This is a genomic window from Arsenicicoccus dermatophilus (assembly GCF_022568795.1).
GTDB classification, from domain to species: domain Bacteria; phylum Actinomycetota; class Actinomycetes; order Actinomycetales; family Dermatophilaceae; genus Arsenicicoccus; species Arsenicicoccus dermatophilus.
In genome coordinates this window covers 140,471-159,040 of sequence record NZ_JAKZHU010000001.1, presented here as the reverse complement: position 1 = coordinate 159,040, position 18,570 = coordinate 140,471, and the positions used below count along the sequence as shown (strand labels likewise).

Here is an 18,570-nt window from a genome sequence, read left to right as displayed (position 1 = left end):
CCGTCGGCCTGCCTGCTGACGGTCCTGGGCGGGGCCCGCGCACCGCGGGATAGGTTGGCCGTCATGAGCGACGACAGCACGACTCCCCGGACCCGCTGGGCCGAGCTGGTCGGGGACGACGGCGGCGCGGACTACGAGCGCCGGATCCGCGAGTCCCTCGGCCAGAAGATGGCCGACCGGGGCGAGAACCCGCACGGCGAGGCCGATCTCGTCCTCTCCCTGCTCCCCGACGAGGGGGCCGCGTGCTCGACGCGGGCTGCGGCACCGGGCGGGTCGCGCTTCGCCTGGCCGAGCTGGGCGTCCCCGTCGTGGGGGTCGACGCCGACCTGTCCATGCTGCGGGTGGCGGCCGAGCACGATCCGCGGATCCCCTTCTGGCTCACCGATCTCGCCGACCTGGACCTGCCGCAGGGCATCGTCGGTGCGGGCTTCGACGTGGTGCTGATGGCGGGCAACGTGGTCCCGCTGCTCGCCCCCGGCACCCTGGAGCAGGTCGTGCGCCACCTGGCCGGCGTCCTCAAGCCGGACGGCGTGCTCGTCGCGGGCTTCGGCCTGGACCGGGACCACCTGCCCGGGGCCTTCGAGCCCACCTCGCTGGCCGACTACGACCACGCCTGCGAGGCCGCCGGGCTCGTGCCGGTCGAGCGCTATGCCACCTGGCAGCGGGACGCGTTCACCGGCGAGGGCTACGCCGTGAGCCTGCACCGGCACGCGCCCGCCCCCGCGCCGGGCGTCACCTCGCGGCTGCGCGGCCTGCTGCGCCGCTGACCTCGGCCCGAGGGCGCGTCGTCCTCCGTGAGGGCGCCGCCGTCGGCACGGACAGGCGGGGCCGGTGCGTCAGCACCGGCCCCGCCTGCGTCATACCTCGTGGAAGAGTCTCAGCCCCAGACCAGCCCGCGGGACGGGTCCTCGAGCACCTTGGCGATGTCCGACAGGAACTTCGAGCCCAGCTCGCCGTCGATCAGGCGGTGGTCGAAGGACAGCGCCAGGCGGGTGATCCACCGCGGCTCGATCGTCTCGGTGCCGTCGGCGCCCTTGACCACCCACGGCTCGCGGCGCACCGCACCGAAGCACAGGATCGCGGACTCGCCGGGGTTGATGATCGGGGTGCCGCTGTCGACGCCGAAGACGCCGACGTTGGTGATGGTGATGGTGCCCTGAGACATGTCGGCCGGCTGGGTCTTGCCGGACCGGGCCGTCTCGACGAGCTGCCCCATGGCCTGGGCCAGCTCGAGCATCGTCATCCGGTCGGCGTCCTTGATGTTGGGGACGATCAGACCGCGCGGGGTGGCCGCGGCGATGCCGAGGTTGACGTAGTGCTTGTGCACGATCTCCTGGGCCTGCTCGTCCCAGGTGGCGTTGACGCCGGGGTTGCGACGGCAGGCGACCATGAGGGCCTTGGCGACGACGAGCAGCGGGGAGACCCGCACGTCCTTGAACTCGCGGTCGGCCTTGAGCCGGTCGACGAGCGCCATGGTCTCGGTGACGTCCACGGTGATGAACTCCGTGACGTGGGGCGCCGTGAACGCCGAGCCGACCATCGCCTGGGCCGTCATCTTGCGGACGCCCTTGATCGGGATGCGCGTCTCGCGCTCACCGGTCCGGCCGTATGCCGCGGCCGCCGCAGGGGCGTCCTGGCCGTCGGCCCCGCCGTGCCCGCCCGCGAGGTAGGCGTCCACGTCGGCCCGGCTGATGATGCCGGTGTCGGCGGACGGACGCACCTGGTCGAGGTCGACGCCGTGGTCCTTGGCGTACTTGCGCACCGGAGGCTTGGCCAGGACCTTGCCGCCGCCCTGGCGAGCGACCGGCTCGGCCGGGGCGTCCGCCACCTCGATGTCCACGCCGGACGGGTCGACGACCGTGGGGTGGGTCATCTTGGTGACCGCCGCGACCTGCGCGTGGCCGCCCCAGGACTCGGGGTTCTTGGTCTCCTCGGGCGTCGGCAGCGGGCCGTGCTGGTGCTTGCGCGGACGGCGCTTGGCGTCGGTGACCTTGGGGCCGTAGCCGACGAGCACGGCGACGCGCTCCTCCTTGGCGCCCTCGGGCGCGGCGCCACCGGCACCGGAGGCCTCGGCGAGCTGCTGCTGCGCGCCGGCGGCGGAGGCGTCCTCGGGGACGGCCGCCGCGTCGTCGCCGCCCTGGCCGTCGTCGATCGCGACGATCGGGGTGCCCACGTCCACGGTCTCGCCCTCGGGCACGAGGATCTGCGCGACGGTGCCCGCCCACGGGATGGGCAGCTCGACGAGCGACTTGGCGGTCTCGATCTCGACGACGATGTCGTTGACCTTGACCTCGTCGCCCTCCTTGACCTTCCAGGTGACGATCTCGGCCTCGAGCAGGCCCTCACCAGGGTCCGGGAGGTTGAACTTCTTGATGGCCATGTGAATTCAGCTCCTCTCGGGTCAGTGGGACCGGACGCGGTCGACGCCGTCGAGCACGCGGTCCAGGTCGGGCAGGAAGTGCTCCTCGTACTTCGACGGCGGGTAGGGCAGGTAGTAGCCCGTCACCCGCTGCACCGGAGCCTCGAGGTGGTAGAAGCAGCGCTCCTGGACCTGGGCGGCGATCTCGGCGCCAAGGCCCAGGAAGCTCACGGCCTCGTGCACGACGACGAGTCGGCCGGTCTTGCGGACCGACTCGCAGACCGTGTCGATGTCCAGGGGGCTGGTGCCGCGCAGGTCGATGACCTCCAGGGAGATGCCCTCCTCGGCGGCTGCGGCGGCGGCCTGGATGCAGGTCTTGACCATCGGGCCGTAGCACACCACGGTCACGTCGGCGCCGGGCACGATCACGTTGGCCTCGAAGAGCCCTCGCGGCGCCTCGGGGGCCTCGAGGTCGACCTCGCCCTTCTCGTGGTAGCGCCGCTTGGGCTCGTAGAAGATGACCGGGTCGTCGGAGGCGATGGCCTGCTGGATGCCCCAGTAGGCGTCCTCGGGGTTGGAGACGAAGACGGTGCGCAGGCCCGAGGTGTGCGCGAAGTAGGCCTCGTTGGACTCCGAGTGGTGCTCGACCGCGCCGATGCCGCCGCCCATGGGGATGCGGATGACCATGGGCAGTCGCAGCTTGCCGCGCGAGCGGTAGTGCATCTTGGAGACCTGGCTGATGATCTGGTCGAAGGCCGGGTAGACGAAGCCGTCGAACTGGATCTCGGCGACGGGGCGGTAGCCGCGCAGGGCCAGCCCCACGCTGGTGCCGACGATGCCCGACTCCGCGAGGGCCGAGTCCATGACCCGGTGCTCGCCGAAGTCCTTCTGCAGGTGCTCGGTGATGCGGAAGACGCCACCCAGCTTGCCGATGTCCTCGCCGCACAGGACGACCTTGGGGTCGCGCTCCATGGCGGCGCGCAGGCCGGCGTTGATGGCCTTGGCGATGGTGATCTTGGTCATGGGTGATCAGTCCTCGAAGCTCGCGGCGTAGGCAGCGAACTCCTGGCGCTGCTCCTCGACCAGGGGGAAGTCGTCGACGTAGAGGTGGTCGAACATGCCGTGCGGGTCCGGGTCGGGCATGCCGATGGTCCCGGTGCGGACCTCCTCGGCCAGCGCGTCGGCCTCGGCGTCGATCGCGTCGAAGAACGCCTGGTCCGCGGCCCCGGTGCGGGTGAGGTAGGCACGCAGGCGCTGGATCGGGTCGCGGTGCTTCCAGACCTCGACCTCGGCGTCCACGCGGTACTTCGTCGGGTCGTCGGACGTGGTGTGGGCCGACATGCGGTAGGTGTAGGCCTCGATGAAGGAGGGGCCCTGACCGTCGCGGGCCCGGTCCAGCATCGCCTTGGAGACGGCGTAGGACGCGAGGACGTCGTTGCCGTCGACCCGGACGCCGGGGAAGCCGAAGCCGTTGGCGCGCTGGTAGAGCGGACCGCGCGTCTGGCGCTCGTTGGGCTCGGAGATGGCCCACTGGTTGTTCTGGCAGAAGAACACGATCGGCGCGTTGTTGACGCCGGCGAAGACGAAGGACTCGTTGACGTCGCCCTGCGCGGTCGCCCCGTCACCGAAGAACGCGACCACCGCGGCGTCGCGGTCCGGGTCGCCCGTGCCCACGTCACCGTCGAGGGTGATGCCCATCGCGTAGCCGGTGCCCATGAGCACCTGGTTGCCGATGACGATGGTGTAGAGGTGCATGCCGACCTCGGCCGGGTCCCAGCCGCCGTGGTCGACGCCGCGGAACTGCGACATCACCTGCAGGGGCTTGACGCCGCGGCACCAGCCGACGCCGTGCTCGCGGTAGCCGGGGAAGGCGTGGTCCTGCTTGCGCATGGCGCGGCCGACGCCGATCTGGGCGGCTTCCTGACCGAGCAGCGACACCCACAGGCCGAGCTGGCCCTGACGCTGCAGCGCGGTGCCCTCGGTGTCGACGCGGCGGATGAGCACCATGTCGCGGTAGAACCCGCGCAGGTCCTCGTCGGTGAGGTGCTCGATGTAGCGGGAGTACTCCGGGTGATCGATGCGCTCGCCCTCGGGCGTGAGCAGCTGGATCATCTCCGGCCCGCCATACGCACCGCCGCCGGACGGCGGGGCGACGACGTTGTCGCTCATGTCAGATCTCCTTCGATCCGTCGTGGCGTGCAGGGTCGCTGCTCGTCACGGCTCGGGCCACGCGGGGCAGGGTCACCACCCAGGCGGGACGGGTGCGGGTCACGCACGGGAGTCCCACCGCTCGATCGCGGCGGTCGACGCGCCCTGGTGGACGCTTGGGGCCTAGCGATGTGCAGCGTACCCGCCGGGTGGGGGCGCGTCTGCAGGCACCGTCCCCTCAGCGCTCGGTCAGGGTCCTGACCTGCGGGTATGACGGTCGCGTCGCTCCGGTTCAGCGGGCCGACGTGGCTGCGGCGGTGGCGAACGACGAGCTGCCCGCGCCCCCGTCGTCGGGTGCGGAGAAGCCGGATCCGGTCCTCGGCGAGGCCGCGGTGCGGACCGAGACGGGGCGGGCCGAGGAGGCACGAGGCGCGTCGGCGACCGAGCGGGGCGCGGAGACCCGCGGGTCGGGGTCGGCGGTGTTGGGGCGGGGCGTGGCCGGCGGCGGTGCGGGCCGGGGCGCGGAGCCGGCCGGGGTCGGCCTCGGTGCGGGGCTCGTGGTGCGGGGTGCGGGCGGTGGGTCCGCGGGCGGGCCGGTCGACGGGGCGCCGCCGGGGACGGAGGGGCCGGACGGCGGGGCCTGCGCGGTCGGCGCCGCGGCCGGGCCGCCCGCGGACCCGGACGAGCCGGGCGGCGGGGAGGACGCCACCGATCCGTCGTCGACCGTCGCCCCGCCGTCGGTCGGGTCGGACGGCGCCTCGGTGGCGGTGCCGAGGGTCACGCCTGTGTCGGTGCCGGATCCGGCCTCGGTGGGCGGCTCGCCGTGGTGGGGGGGCGCGCCGGCGGCGAGGGCCTCGCCCGTGTCGGCGGGTGGCGTGGCTGCCGGGGCCACCATCGCCAGCGTCGGGACGCCGGAGGGGTCCACGGGCACCCCGGCGCCGGCCTGGGCGATGGCCTGGACCAGCTCGGTGCCGTCGACCCCCAGCAGGGGCCCGGCGACCTGGAGCACGGGCGCCGCGGCCCGCATGAGCAGCAGCTGGCGCTCGGCGGGCGCGACGACGGTCTGCTCCAGCACCTGGCCGCGGGGCGCGGCCAGGAGGATGGCGGGCAGGCCCAGGTCGACCTTGCTCCGCAGGCCCGGCTCGGACCGGATCGGCATCTGCGTCAGGACGGGCTGCTGGGCGAGCCGGCCACCGACGCGTCCGGTCACGGTGGCGCTGACGGGCGTCATGCCGCCCTCCAGCACCGCGGGGGAGTCCGAGGCCAGGCCCGCGGTGCGGGTGGCGCCGGGCTGGGAGGACGGGAGCGAGCTGAGGCTCAGGCCGGTCAGCGCAGCGGTGCTGAGGATGCCGAGCGCGGCGAGCGCGAGGGTCGGCCGCCAGGCCGACCCCTCGACGCTCGTGTCGCCCCGGCCCGTAGGCACCGTCATCCCCATGGGTCCATGGTCGGTCACGGGCGGGTCACCAACAAGTGACGCGATGACAAACCGCCCTGCCTGACTAGTCAGGCGGCCCATGCCCCTCAGGGCTGCAGGCGCTGTCGCAGTCCGGCGGTGACCTCCAGCAGCCGGGTGCTGGCCTCGTCCTCGCCGATGGTCACGCGGACCCCGTCGTCGCCGTACTGCCGCACCACCAGGCCGGCGTCGCGGCAGGCGTCCGCGAAGGCCGTGCAGTGCTCGCCCAAGGGGAAGTAGACGAAGTTGGCCTGCGTCTCGGGCAGCCGCCAGCCCTGCTCGGCCAGTCCGGTGGTGACCCTGTCCCGCTCCTCGACCAGGGCCGCCACGCGCTCGTCGAGCTCGGCGAACAGGCCCAGGGAGGCGACGGCCGCGTCCTCGGCGATCGTGCTGACGCCGAAGGGGATGGCGGTCTTGCGCAGGGCGGCGGCGATCTCGGAGGGGGCGACGGCGTAGCCGACGCGCAGGCCGGCGAGGCCGTAGGCCTTGGAGAAGGTCCGCAGCACAGCGACGTTGTCGTGCGCGCGGTAGACCTCCAGCGCGTCGGGGGCCTGCGGGTCCCGCACGAACTCGAGGTAGGCCTCGTCGAGGACCACGAGGACGTCCTTGGGCACCTTGTCGAGGAAGGCCTCCAGCTCCTCGCGGTGCACGACGGTGCCCGTGGGGTTGTTGGGCGAGCACACGATGACCAGGCGGGTCCTGTCGGTGATGGCGGCGGCCATGGCGTCCAGGTCGTGGCGCTGGTCGACCGTGAGCGGCACCTGCACGGAGACCGCGCCCGCGAGGGCGACCGCGATCGGGTAGAGCTCGAACGACCGCCAGGCGTAGACGACCTCGTCGCCCGCGTCGCACGTGGCGTTGATCAGCTGGGACAGCACGGCCGAGGACCCGGTGCCGGTGGCGATGTGGTCGTTGGGGACGCCCAGGAAGTCGGCGAGCGCCTGGGTCAGCTCGGTCACCGCCATGTCGGGATAGCGGTTGACCTGTCCGGCCGCCTCGTGGATGACCTCGACGACGCCGGGCAGCGGCGGGTAGGGGTTCTCGTTGCTGGAGACCTTGTAGGTCTGCAGACCCTCGACGGCGGGAGCCGGCTTGCCCGGGACGTAGGCGGGCACCCGCCCGAGGGCCTCGCGCAGGCGGACGGTGAGCGCGAGCGGGGTGGCGGGGGTGCTGTTGGCGTCGTCGGCAGCAGTCATGGCGCACAGCCTATGCGGCTGCGGGCGGGGCGCCTCTCGGCGTGGCAGAGTGATGACCGTGAAGCACTTCGCGATCAAGACGCTCGTCAACGGCATCGCGCTGTGGGTGGCCGCGCTCGTGGTCTCCGGCATACACCTGGGGGAGGACAAGCCCGCCCTCGCCACCCGGCTGGTGTCGATCGTGCTGGTGGCCGTGGTCTTCGGGCTGGTCAACGCCGTGATCAAGCCGATCGTCAAGCTGCTCAGCATGCCGGCGATCATCGTGACGCTGGGGCTGTTCACCTGGATCGTGAACGCCCTGATGCTGCAGCTGACCTCGTGGCTGGCGGGCTCGCTGGGCCTGGACTTCCGGGTGGAGCACTTCTTCTGGGACGCGGTGCTGGGCGCGCTCGTGGTGGCCTTCGTGTCGCTGCTGCTCACCCTCCTGCTGCCGGACGCCGACGAGCTCTGACCTCAGGTCGTCCTCGGGCGACCGTCCACGAGGTATGTCGTGCCGCTGCGCGGCTCCCGCGCGGCCAGGTGGGCCAGGAGCTCCTGGACGTAGGGCGCGGTGCGGGCGGCGATCGCGTCGGGCCCGGCCCAGTGCACGGCGCGGATCTCGTGCGGCTGCAGGACCATCCGCTCGACGACGGCCGGGTCGTGGACGCCGGCGTCGAAGACGAAGAGCGTCGCGTCGGCCCACCCGAGGTAGGGCGGCAGCCAGGCGACGGTCGCGAGCTCGCCCACGGGCAGGGTGAGTCCGAGCTCCTCCTCGATCTCGCGCTCCGCGGTCCGCGAGGGCGGCTCCCCCGGGTCGACCACGCCGCCGGGCAGGTCCCACTCCCGCTTGTAGGTCGTCTCGCACAGCAGCACCCGCCCGGCCGGATCGCGCACGAGGGCCTGGGCGATGTTGCGCTTGAGCGGGAGCGTGGTGTTGAGGACCGCCGAGAAGCCGTCGCGCGAGTCCGGAGCGGGGTCCCCGGCGAGGCGGGCCATCAGCGCGACGTCACCGCCGTCGGGAGCCGCCCCGCGCAGCAGGCCCTCCAGGCGCAGGCCCGCGCGGGCCGCTGCGCGGCGGGCAGCGGGATCGCCGGCGGCGACGCGGGTCTCCACCCGGCGCGACCCCCGGGCGAGGGTCTGCTCGACGGCCACGCGCAGGGCCTGGGGGTCCGCTCCCCCGTCGACGACCTGCGCCACCCCGGGCGCGATCTCGTCGATCCTCACGCGGTCCTCCTCGGCGCCGTGCCCGGCGGCCGGCGGGTCACGACGACAGACCCAGCTGGCTGCGGACGGTCTCGCACAGCTCGACCAGCAGGTCGCGACTCGCGGGCGAGATCCCCATCGCGCTCACGTCGCCGTGGATGCCGCCCTCGTCGAGCCGGACGGTGACCGGCACGTCCGCGTCCTTGAGCGCCGCGGCATAGGCCAGGCCCTCGTCCCGCAGCACGGAGAAGCCGGACACCAGGACGTAGGCGGGCGGCAGGCCCCCGAAGTGGCGCGCGAGCAGGGGCGAGGCGTCGGGCTCGGCGGCCCGCTCGGGCTCGCGCAGGTAGTGGCGCAGGTACCAGTCCATGGTGGCCTCGGTGAGCAGGTAACCGCTGGAGAACTGCTCGTAGGAGCGGGTCTTGCGGCTGAGGTCCACCATAGGGGTGATCAGGACCTGCAGGTCGGGGCCGCCGCGCTCGTCCTCGACGGTGCGGTGGCTGACCACCGCCGCGAGGGTGGCACCCGCGCCCTGACCCATGACGGCCACCCGCGCGCGCGGCCCGGCCAGCTCCTCCCGGTGGTCACGGACCCACCGGAAGGCCGCGATCGCGTCCTCGACCGCGCAGGGATAGGGGTCCTCCGGCGCCAGCCGGTAGGCGACGGACACGACCGGGCAGCCGACGTAGCGCGCGACGAAGCGGCACACCGGGTCGCTGCTCTCCAGCGACCCGGCCACGAAGCCGCCCCCGTGGAACATCGTGACGACCGCGCCCTTGGGCTCCCCCGGCCGGGGGTCGTAGATCCGGGCCGCGAGCGGACCGGCCGGGCCCGGGATCGTGGTGTCACGGACCAGCGCGACGTAGGGCCGGTGCCCGAACATCCAGGCCTCGGTCTCGATCTCGTCCCGCCACTGGACCGGCGTCAGCTCGGTCGCGTCGTCCCCCGGCGCGGCTTCCAGGAGCCGCAGGACGAGCTGCACGTCGGGGCGCAGGGTGCGCCCGTCGACCCGGTGCGGGCGGCCCGCCAGGAATCGTCGCAGCGGGTCGGGCAGGTGCACGAGGCCGCGCACGAGCATCCGCGTGGCGCGCAGGGTCAGCGGAGGGCGGTGGGAGGACACGAGGCCATCATGCCCGCGACTCGCCGATCTTCACGGTCGCGACACCGGCCAGGATCAGCGCACCGCCGGCCAGCTGCATCGGACCGGGGAGCTCGCCGAGCAGCAACCAGGCGAAGGCGATCGCGAAGACCACCTCGGTGAGCCCCACGAACGACGCCACGGTCGAGCCCAGCCGGCGCGTCGCGGCGACCCCGAAGCCGTAGGCCACGGCGGCCGCGATCAGGGCGACCCCCGCGACGGCGGCCCACCACGGGACCGCGTGGCCGGCGAGGACGGCGTCGGCCATGGAGGCGGCCATCGGGACCAGGCCGAGCAGACCCGCCAGGCCCAGCACCAGGCCGCCGACCGTCATACCGCCGGCTGCCAGCGCGATCGGGGGCAGGCCCTCGGTGTCGCGCGCGGCGAGCAGGAAGTAGGCCGCGTTGCAGCACGCGGCGGCCAGGCCCCAGGCCAGACCGACCGGGTCGATGCCGATCCCGCCGAAGAGGTCGATGACCAGGGCGAGGCCGAGCATCGAGAAGGTCGCGCCCGCCAGCGTCGCGGGGCTGGGCATGGTGCGCGAGCGCGCCCAGACGTAGCCGACGATCAGGACGGGGGCGAGGTACTCCAGCAGGAGCGCGACGCCGACCGACAGGTGCGTGACCGCGTTGAAGTAGAACAGCTGGCTGCCCGCCACCGCGACGGCGCCGTAGCCGAGGACGACCTTCCAGTGGCGCAGGAAGGGCCGCAGGTCGCCCCGCAGCACCCACAGGGCAGGTATGGCGAGCGCCAGCGCCGCTCCGGCGATGCGGGCGGTGACGGCGGCGCCGGGGGTCCACCCGCTGCCGAGCAGCGCCTTGGCGAAGGACCCGCTCGTGGCGAAGGCCGCCGCGGAGATCAGCGCGAGGACCAGGCCGGTGCGCGATCCGGCGCGGCCGGTGGCCTCGGTGTCGTCGACGTGGGGCAGGGGGTAGACCTCGACCTCGCGGAGGTCGACGTCGCCCTGACCCGACGGCGCCGGCGCGAGGAAGGCCTCGGCCGGCGCGGACGGGGTGCGGACGCTCGTGGCGTCGGTGCGGACGGGGCTCATCCGATGCGCTCCAGCCGGTGCAGGACCACGGGCAGCTCGGGGTGGGCCACCATGTCGTGCAGGTTGCCACCCGCCCGGGTGCGCCCGCCGCCCGAGGCCCGGACCTGGGCCTGGATCTGCTGATGCGCCTCGAGATGGCGCAGGGCGGCCGGTGTCGTGGCGCGACCCGAGGGCATCGCGCTCGCGACCCACGAGCGAAGGGCCTGGGCCTTGGAGGTGGTGTAGGTGGCGGCAGTCATGGTGGTCATGAGGGCTCTCCTCTCGATGGTTCAGGGCACCGCTGTCCTGACGCACGACAGCGGACGTCATCAGCAAAGTGGGGTTACGCTGATGACACTACGACCTTCTCCGTAAGGAGTCAAGATGACTTTTGCCCATGACACCCGCGAGGGTCTGCTGTCGACCGCCGCGCTCGTCAACACCGGCGTGGCCCCGGCGACGCTGAGCACGACCGAGGACCTGGACGCCTTCGTCGAGCGGTTCGGCTACACCGGCCGGCGCACCCACGACCAGGCCGAGCTCAAGAAGGTCGTCTCCCTGCGCAAGGAGCTGCACCGCCTCTGGGAGCTCGACGAGGAGGGGACGGTCGAGCTGGTCAACTCGCTGCTCACGCGCTACCAGGCGCAGCCGCGGCTCGTGCGCCACGAGGGCTGGTGGGACTGGCACCTGCACGCGACCTCCGAGGACGCACCCCTCGCGGACCGCATGGCCGTGGAGGCCGCCATGTCCATGGTCGACGTGATCCGCTCCGGCGAGCTCGACCGGCTGCGCATCTGCGAGGCCGAGGACTGCGACGGCGTGATCGTCGACCTGTCCAAGAACCGCTCGCGCCGATACTGCGAGCGCGGCTGCGGCAACCGTATGGCGGTGCAGGCCTACCGCGAGCGCCGCCGCACCTGATCTCGCTCCTGGCCTCGCGGCCGTCGTCGACTCCGGGACACCGCCCGGGACCGATCCCCATACGCGCCGGCGCATCCGGACTCTGGACGCGGCGATCTTCCTCAACCGACCCGGCGTGACCTCGTCTACGATCCGCCAGACCGTCGGCGCGGACGCCACCGGGCCCAGCACGACCTCCTGGTGGCGCAGCACCTTGATGTCGTCGATCGCCCCCACCGTCGAGGAGCATCGTGGCGACGTCCACGAGGACCCGCCCCCCGTCGTGCAGCGGGACGAAGTCCCGTCGGGCCATCGACACCGACAGACCTCCCGTCAGACCGAGCCTGTCCGCCACCATGCGTGCCGCCGCTGCGCCGGCGTGCCCGACCATCCCGACACCAACACCCGTGACTGCCAACCCCGCGGACCACGACGCGCTCTTCACCGACCAAGCGCTTCCTGCTGCACGACCTGGGACCTTGGACAAGCCCAAGCCTGCCCTGGCCAGGAGGCGCCCGGTGCGTCAGAACCCCATCACGACCAGGCCCTCAACCCCGAGGCCGCCTGAACCATCACAACCCTCCGACGAACCCAGGGCGGTTCAGGCTGCAGCCGCACCCGCCCGCCCCGCTACCCAACATGGAAAAGGCTCACGGTCCCGGACGGGACGGACTGGGGAGTGTCAGAACAACGGTGGGTGGGGGTTCGGCCTGACGCGCTGAGCGGTGCTCGGCGGGAGAGCAGGCAGCATGACGAACACGATTGGGGTCGTGGACCTCAACGATGACGACAAGCAGGCGCTGGCGCAGCGTCTGGTGGACCAGGCCCGCGCTGAAGGAGTCGACCTGGTCGGCCCCGACGGTGTGCTGACGGGCCTGACCAAGCAGGTGCTGGAGACCGCTCTGGAGGAAGAGCTGACCGAGCACCTCGGCTACGAGCACTCGGATCGGCACGCGAAGCCGGCGCCGGTCGACGGGGGCGGGAACGAGCGGAACGGCACCCGATCCAAGACGGTGCTCACGCAGATCGGGCCGGTCACGATCGACGTTCCGCGGGACCGGGACGGCACATTCGACCCGAAGATCGTCCGGAAGCGGCAACGCCGTCTGGACGGCGTCGACCAGCTCGTCCTGTCCTTGTCGGCGCGCGGGTTGACCACCGGTGAGATCGCGGCGCACTTCGCCGAGGTGTATGGCGCGTCGGTGTCCAAGGACACGATCAGTCGGATCACCGAGAAGGTCGCCGCGGAGATGTCTGAGTGGCAGCACCGGCCCCTGGACCGCGTGTACCCGGTGATCTTCATCGACGCGCTCGTGGTGAAGGTCCGTGACGGGCAGGTCACCAACAAGCCCTTCTACATCGTCATCGGCGTGACGACCGCCGGGGAACGCGACATCCTCGGGATCTGGGCCGGCGACGGTGGGGAGGGCGCAAAGTTCTGGCTGGGCGTGCTCACCGAGATCAAGAACCGCGGTGTCGAGGACGTGTGCATCGCCGTGTGCGACGGGCTGAAAGGACTGCCCGAGGCGATCACCACGACATGGGAGCTCGCCGCCGTACAGACGTGCGTCGTGCACTTGATCCGGAACACGTTCCGGTACGCGGCCCGCCAGCACTGGGACGCGATGGCCAAGGACCTGCGGCCCGTGTACACGGCCGTCAACGCCGAGCAGGCCGCCGCACGGTTCGAGGACTTCGCCGCCACGTGGGAGCCCGTCTGTCCCGCCGCGATCCGCATGTGGCGAGGCGCGTGGAACGAGTTCGTGCCCTTCCTCGACTACGACGTCGAGATCCGCAAGGTCATCTGCACGACCAACGCGATCGAGTCGTTGAACGCCCGCTACCGGCGCGCCGTCCGTGCGCGAGGGCACTTCCCGAACGACGCCGCCGCGTTGAAGTGTCTCTACCTGGTGACCCGTTCCCTGGACCCCACCGGGAGAGGCAGGGCACGATGGGTCATCCGGTGGAAGGCACCCCTGAACGCCTTCGCCATCACCTTCGAGGGACGCATCACCCCCTCGACCACCTAAGAACGCTGGGCACCCCGCCCACCGATAATCCGACAGTCCCGCTCTCGGATAGCGAGTGGGTGCTGATCGAGCCGTTCATGCCGTGCGCGGATGGCAAGCGGGGCAGGCGATTTCGTGACCACCGGACCGTGGTCGAGCCGATCATCTACCGGTACCGGACCGGGATCGCGTGGCGGGACCTGCCGGGCGAGTTCGGGCCCTGGCAGACCGTGTGGAAGCGACACCGCCGGTTCGCCGGTGACGGGACCTGGGACCGGGTGCTGACGGCTCTGCTGGCCCGTGCGGACGCGGCGGGGGTCATCGACTGGGACGTCGCTGTCGACTCCACGATCAACCGCGCCCACCAGCACGCGACGAACACCACCCGCCTCGCGGGGGGATCTGTCGAATCACAAGAATCTGCTGTCCGAGCCGGCTGACCACGCCATCGGCAGGTCACGCGGCGGGTTGTCCACGAAGGTCCACCAGCTGTGCGACGGCCAGGGGCGACCGATCGTGGTGCTGCTCGGTCCTGGTCAGGGCAGCGACAGCCGGATGTTCACCAACCTGCTCGACGCCGTACGGGTCCCGCGCCCAGGCCCGGGCCGCCCACGCACGACCCCGGACGCGGTCATGGCCGACAAGGCCTGCTCCAGTCGAGCCCACCGCGCGCTGCTCCGGCGGCGCGGGATCACCACCGCGATCGCCGAGCCCCGCGACCAACGCGCCAACCGCAAACGCCGCGGCTCTGCCGGTGGGCGCCCCCCGAAGACCGACCCTGGCCTGTACGCCAAACGCCACGTCGTCGAGAACGGTTTCGAACGCTTCAAGCAATGGCGCGCCATCGCGACCCGCTACGACAAGCTCGCCATCACCTACCGCGCCGGCATCCTCCTACGCGCCATCACCCTCTGGCTACCAGCATTAAGAGACACGCCCTAGTCGCCGACGGTGCGCGACTGCGTCGAACGATGCGTCACTTCGCCGCAAGGCCTTGTGTGCCATCTCTCCCGCTGGCGTAACGTCTGCCATGTGTCGTCGGGAGCGGCGACGCGTCAACACATCTCGGGGGTCTCGTCATGCTCGTCCGCACCATCACCACCCTGGCCGCCGCTGCGGCCCTGATCGTCCCGGCGTCCGCCCGCCCAGGCCGCGGCGCCCACCACCCACCAGGCCTCGGTCAGCGTCGTCGCCAAGGCCAAGCCCAAGCACAAGGCCACCAAGCGCAAGGCGACCAAGCGCCGGGCCAAGGCCCGCGTGCGGACGATCACCTACCGCGGCGGCGGCGTCCGTGTGCACGACGTCCGCCAGGTCGGTCGCCTGCGCGGCACCTCGGCCTCCTTCCAGGACTTCGTTGTCCGGGAGGCCGCCCGCCAGCGCACCGAGGTCCAGAAGGGCTGCGACGCCTCGCTCTACGTCCAGAGCTACCGGACCGACGGTTTCGCGACGGGCACCGTCTTCGCCCCCGGCTGCGGCGGCCACGTGTCGCTGTGGGCCAAGAAGGGCGGCGCGTGGGGCGAGGTCTGGGGCGGGCAGCACGTCCCCAGCTGCAAGACGCTGTCCCGTGCGGCCGGACGCACCGTCCCGCGTGGCATCCTCTCCTGCCGCTGATCGTCCCCTGATGAGGTCCTGAGAGCGCACTGGGTCCTGCCCTGGGGAGAAGGCCCCCGTGACTAGGGTGAAACCGCCACGAACAGCCCATCTCTCGAAGGAAAGCATCATGAGCGACCCGCAGCAGAGCGTCCTCGCCTATGCCCCGCACGCCGACAAGGACGTGCTGGACAAGATGGCCTCGGCCTACCGCCTGGCCCTGAGCAACCGCGACGCCGCCAACGTCTCCGCGAGCGACCCGGCCGAGCTCGAGACCGTCCGCGAGAGCTTCCTCAAGAAGAAGCTCGGCCTGTCCCAGAGCGACGCCGAGCTCGACCAGGCCATCAAGGACGTCCTGGCGCAGATGAAGGACGGCAAGACCAACCCGCGTCTGGCCGTCTACTACCTGCTGGCAGAGAAGTTCGGCAAGCTGGACGTCTTCAAGGACTGAGCGTCCGCTCGCGAGGCCCCCGCCACCCGTGGCGGGGGCCTCCGCGCTTGTCCTGGTCCTCCGGCTGGTGAGCCCGGTCCACGTCGCCCTACGGTCTGACAGGTGCCGCCGTCCAGGAGGAGAACGGCATCAGACCACCGTCGAAGGAGAGCCCCATGACCGAGACCATGCTTGCCGAGCGCTTCTACGCCGACGCCAGGGAGGTCAGGCTCGAGCAGGTGCCCGTCCCGCGCCCCGGCCCCGGCCAGGTGCGGATCAAGGTGGCCTACTGCGGGATCTGCCACTCCGACCTGTCGCTGGTCGACGGCACCTTCCGCGCGCCGCTGCCGGTCGTCACCCAGGGGCACGAGGTCAGCGGGTGGATCGACGAGCTCGGCCCAGGGGTGCAGGGCTGGGCGGTCGGCGACCCGGTGATCCCCTCGGCGGGACGCGCCTGCCTGGCCTGCCGCAACTGCCGACGCGGCAACTTCGCGGACTGTCTCGACCTGCGGCTCATGGCCTTCCACTTCGACGGCGGCTGGGCCGAGCACCTGATCGCCCCCGCGACCGGGCTGACCCGGGTGCCCGTGGGGGTGCCGATGGACCAGGCAGCGATCCTGGCGGACGCGGTGTCGACGCCCTTCGCCGCGGTCGTGCGCACCGGGCAGGTGCACCTCGGCAACGCCGTGGGCGTGTGGGGGCTCGGCGGCGTCGGCACCCACCTGCTCCAGCTCGCCAAGCTCGCCGGGGCGGTGCCGCTCATCGGCGTCGACCTGGACGACGCCGTCCTGGAGCGGGCCCTGCGGCTGGGCGCCGACCACGCCTTCCGCGCGGACGACCCGGACCTGCAGGCCAAGATCACCGACGTCACCGGGGGCCGGATGATCGACGTGGCCTTCGACGCGGTGGGCATCACGAGCGTCGCCGAGCAGGCCGTGCGCACCCTCGACGTCGGCGGCAAGCTCGTCACGGTGGGTGTGAGCGGCCAGGAGGTGCAAGTCGGCACCTTCGCCGAGCTGGCGATGCGTCGCAAGCAGGTCCTGGGCCACCTCGGCTACCAGGTGCAGGACATCGCGATCCTGTCCGAGCTGGTCGCCCGCGGGCGCCTCGACCTGTCCGGGTCCGTCTCCGCCGTCGTGCCGCTGACCGAGATCCACCGGGGCATCGAGATGCTGCAGCAGCGCACCGGCAACCCGATCCGTATCCTCGTCCAGCCCTGACCCGCGGGCGGCTCCTGCGCGACGTCCGACCCCGGGCCGTATGCCGGAGGGCGCACCGCACCGTCGCGGTGCAGGGCGCCCTCTCGTGCGGCCGGCGGGCGTGCGGGTGCCTGACCTCCGGCATACCGCCTGCCGGTCAGCTGCGCCGCAGGTCAGACGTGCCGGCGGCTGGTGATCACCCGGAAGCGGTTGGCCACGAAGGCCGAGTCCGTGTAGGCCGCGTTAGCCGCCGGGTTGGCGCCGGTGCCGTGCAGGTCCGAGAAGGCCGCGGTCTGGTTGACGAAGACCTGGCCGAGGAGATTCTCGGAGAGGGCGACGCCACCGTCCGCGGCGGCCTCGCGGGCCTGCTCGAGCACGTCCTCGCTGGTGGAGTAGACCGACGCGGTCATCGCGCCGTGCTCCTTGACGGTGTCGGCGAGCTGGGCCAGCGACTGCTCGGTCGACTCGGTGGCGATGAGGAAGGACACCGGGCCGAAGCGCTCCTCGGTGTAGACGTCCTCGTGACGCACGTCCACCGCGACGATGCCGGGCGCGTAGACCACGGCGTCCGGGAAGGCCGGGTGGGTGATCCTGCGCGGCTCGAGGACCACGCGCCCCTCGCCCTCGGCGGCGATCTCGCCGATCGCGGCGATGTTGGCGCGGACCTGGTCGTTGACCGTGGCGCCGAGGACCTCGACGGCCTTGGCGTCGTCGCCGGTGAACCGGGACACCGCGGTGGCGAGCCTGTCGGCGAGCTCGTCGAAGCTCAGTTGACCCTCGTCGGTGTCGATGCCGCCCTTGGGGGCGTAGACGTTCTGCGGGGCGGTGCACATCTGCCCGGAGTACAGCGACAGCGAGAACGCGAGGTTGCCGAGCATCGGCTTCAGCGCGTCGGTCGAGTCGAGGACGATCGTGTTGACGCCGGCCTTCTCGGTGTAGACGAGCTTGCCCGCCGCCACCGCCTCGGTCTCCAGCCAGGCACCGAAGCCCGGACCGCCGGTGTAGTCGACGATCGCGACCTCGTCGCGCAGCGCGATGTCCTTGGCCAGGGTGCCGCCGTCGCGGTCGGGGGCGAGCTGGACGAGCGCCTTGTCGAAGCCCGCCTCGGCGAGCACCTCGCGGCACACGGCCACGGTGATGGCGAGCGGCAGGATCGCGCGCGGGTGCGGCTTGACGACCACGGCGTTGCCGGTCACCAGCGAGGCGAACAGGCCCGGGTAGCCGTTCCACGTCGGGAAGGTGTTGCAGCCGATGACCAGGCCGACGCCACGGCCGATCACCGTGTAGTCCTTCTGCATCCTGATCGGGTCGCCCTTGGCGGGCTTCTCCCAGGTGACGGACGCGGGGATGCGCTCCATCTCGGCGAGGCCGGCGACGATCGCCTCGAGGGCGCGGTCCTGCGCCTCGGGCCCGCCCGCCTGGAAGCTCATCACGAAGGGCTGGCCGCTCGTGTGCATCACGGCGTTGGCGACCTCGAAGGACCGCTTGTTGAGCCGCTCGAGCATCTCGACGCAGACCGCGGCGCGGACGCGCGGGCCCGCGTCGCGCCAGGCGCGCATCGCGGCCCGGGCGGCGGGCAGGGCCACGTCCAGGTCGAGGACGGGATAGGTGACGCCGAGCGTCGGGCCGTACGGCGAGACCTCGTCGCCCACCCGCTCGCCGGTGCTCGGCTGGTCGTCCAGGGCCGTGAACGCGCGGCCCAGGTGCGCGTCGTGAGCCTGCTTGCCTGCCTCCGCGGAGCCCTCGCCGTAGACCCTCGGGCTCGGGGAGCCGGGGTAGCGCGAGTAGTAGCTGCGCGTGCGCAGCGCCTCGCTCGCCTCCTCGATCGTGGCCGCGTGGGCGTCGAGGAAGGGGTGGCCGGGCGTCGATGCCGTAGTAGTCACGCGCCGATCCTAACCAGCACGCAGCCGGGCCGCAGCGCTCGCGACGAGCCCGG

At 72.2% G+C, this 18,570-nt stretch carries 18 protein-coding genes; 8 read left to right on the top strand and 10 right to left on the bottom strand.

All coding sequences use genetic code 11. The annotated features are described in order from the left end of the window. Positions 1-95 precede the first annotated feature (95 nt). A complete protein-coding gene (locus tag MM438_RS00740) occupies positions 96-767 on the top strand; it encodes a class I SAM-dependent methyltransferase (protein WP_277627998.1) in 672 nt (223 codons plus the stop codon). Positions 768-877: 110 nt separating this feature from the next. On the opposite strand, the gene MM438_RS00735 is transcribed toward MM438_RS00740, so the two are convergent. The 5 genes from MM438_RS00735 to hisC all read right to left on the bottom strand — a co-directional run bounded on the left by MM438_RS00735 (position 878) and on the right by hisC (position 7,156). After that, positions 878-2,380: a dihydrolipoamide acetyltransferase family protein gene (locus tag MM438_RS00735; protein WP_241449436.1), complete on the bottom strand. Its 1,503-nt coding sequence runs from the start codon at positions 2,378-2,380 to the stop codon at positions 878-880. Between the two features lie 21 nt (positions 2,381-2,401). Then, complete coding sequence (locus MM438_RS00730; protein WP_241449434.1) at positions 2,402-3,382, bottom strand: alpha-ketoacid dehydrogenase subunit beta; 981 nt, start codon at positions 3,380-3,382, stop codon at positions 2,402-2,404. Positions 3,383-3,388: 6 nt separating this feature from the next. Further along, positions 3,389-4,528, bottom strand: a complete 1,140-nt coding sequence (pdhA, locus tag MM438_RS00725; RefSeq protein WP_241449432.1) for a pyruvate dehydrogenase (acetyl-transferring) E1 component subunit alpha — start codon at positions 4,526-4,528, stop codon at positions 3,389-3,391. A gap of 271 nt (positions 4,529-4,799) precedes the next feature. Then, the gene (locus MM438_RS00720) at positions 4,800-5,936 is read right to left on the bottom strand and encodes a hypothetical protein (protein WP_241453512.1); all 1,137 of its coding nucleotides are present in this window, start codon (positions 5,934-5,936) and stop codon (positions 4,800-4,802) included. Positions 5,937-6,028: 92 nt separating this feature from the next. Continuing rightward, positions 6,029-7,156 carry a histidinol-phosphate transaminase gene (gene hisC, locus MM438_RS00715; RefSeq protein ID WP_241449430.1) on the bottom strand — a complete coding sequence of 376 codons (1,128 nt, stop codon included), beginning with the start codon at positions 7,154-7,156 and terminating at the stop codon, positions 6,029-6,031. Positions 7,157-7,214: 58 nt separating this feature from the next. Between hisC and MM438_RS00710 the strand changes: the two genes are divergently transcribed. Beyond that, positions 7,215-7,607 (top strand): phage holin family protein, encoded by a 393-nt coding sequence (locus tag MM438_RS00710; protein WP_241449415.1) that lies wholly within the window; start codon positions 7,215-7,217, stop codon positions 7,605-7,607. A 2-nt stretch (positions 7,608-7,609) separates the two neighbouring features. On the opposite strand, the gene MM438_RS00705 is transcribed toward MM438_RS00710, so the two are convergent. Genes MM438_RS00705 through MM438_RS00690 form a run of 4 tightly spaced genes read right to left on the bottom strand, consistent with a single transcriptional unit; the run spans position 7,610 to position 10,775 of the window. Continuing rightward, entirely contained in the window at positions 7,610-8,359 is a 750-nt protein-coding gene (locus tag MM438_RS00705) for an NUDIX domain-containing protein (RefSeq protein WP_241449399.1), read from the bottom strand. A gap of 37 nt (positions 8,360-8,396) precedes the next feature. Further along, positions 8,397-9,458, bottom strand: a complete 1,062-nt coding sequence (locus tag MM438_RS00700; protein WP_241449391.1) for an alpha/beta hydrolase — start codon at positions 9,456-9,458, stop codon at positions 8,397-8,399. A 7-nt stretch (positions 9,459-9,465) separates the two neighbouring features. Further along, positions 9,466-10,527 (bottom strand): EamA family transporter, encoded by a 1,062-nt coding sequence (locus MM438_RS00695; protein ID WP_241449389.1) that lies wholly within the window; start codon positions 10,525-10,527, stop codon positions 9,466-9,468. Then, complete coding sequence (locus tag MM438_RS00690; protein WP_241449387.1) at positions 10,524-10,775, bottom strand: hypothetical protein; 252 nt, start codon at positions 10,773-10,775, stop codon at positions 10,524-10,526. The genes MM438_RS00695 and MM438_RS00690 overlap by 4 nt, the downstream gene beginning before the upstream one ends. 115 nt (positions 10,776-10,890) lie before the next feature. Here MM438_RS00690 and MM438_RS00685 point away from each other — a divergent pair, with 115 nt between their 5' ends. From MM438_RS00685 to MM438_RS00660, 6 genes are all read left to right on the top strand, one after another. After that, positions 10,891-11,427, top strand: coding sequence for a CGNR zinc finger domain-containing protein (locus tag MM438_RS00685; protein WP_241449386.1), 537 nt, complete (start codon positions 10,891-10,893; stop codon positions 11,425-11,427). A gap of 728 nt (positions 11,428-12,155) precedes the next feature. Then, a complete protein-coding gene (locus MM438_RS00680) occupies positions 12,156-13,436 on the top strand; it encodes an IS256 family transposase (RefSeq protein WP_241449384.1) in 1,281 nt (426 codons plus the stop codon). Positions 13,437-13,513: 77 nt separating this feature from the next. Continuing rightward, a protein-coding gene (locus MM438_RS00675; protein ID WP_407568233.1) for an IS5 family transposase occupies positions 13,514-14,357 on the top strand; the annotation gives its coding sequence in 2 pieces (ribosomal slippage) (positions 13,514-13,819 and positions 13,821-14,357; 843 coding nt in all). Positions 14,358-14,672: 315 nt separating this feature from the next. Beyond that, entirely contained in the window at positions 14,673-15,026 is a 354-nt protein-coding gene (locus MM438_RS00670; RefSeq protein ID WP_241449382.1) for a hypothetical protein, read from the top strand. A 109-nt stretch (positions 15,027-15,135) separates the two neighbouring features. Beyond that, the gene (locus MM438_RS00665) at positions 15,136-15,456 is read left to right on the top strand and encodes a DUF2853 family protein (protein ID WP_241449380.1); all 321 of its coding nucleotides are present in this window, start codon (positions 15,136-15,138) and stop codon (positions 15,454-15,456) included. A gap of 155 nt (positions 15,457-15,611) precedes the next feature. Next, on the top strand, positions 15,612-16,655 hold the full coding sequence (locus MM438_RS00660) for a zinc-binding dehydrogenase (RefSeq protein WP_241449378.1): 1,044 nt from the start codon (positions 15,612-15,614) through the stop codon (positions 16,653-16,655). 152 nt (positions 16,656-16,807) lie between these two features. On the opposite strand, the gene paaN is transcribed toward MM438_RS00660, so the two are convergent. Then, positions 16,808-18,517 carry a phenylacetic acid degradation protein PaaN gene (gene paaN, locus MM438_RS00655; RefSeq protein WP_241449369.1) on the bottom strand — a complete coding sequence of 570 codons (1,710 nt, stop codon included), beginning with the start codon at positions 18,515-18,517 and terminating at the stop codon, positions 16,808-16,810. Between the last annotated feature and the right edge of the window lie 53 nt (positions 18,518-18,570).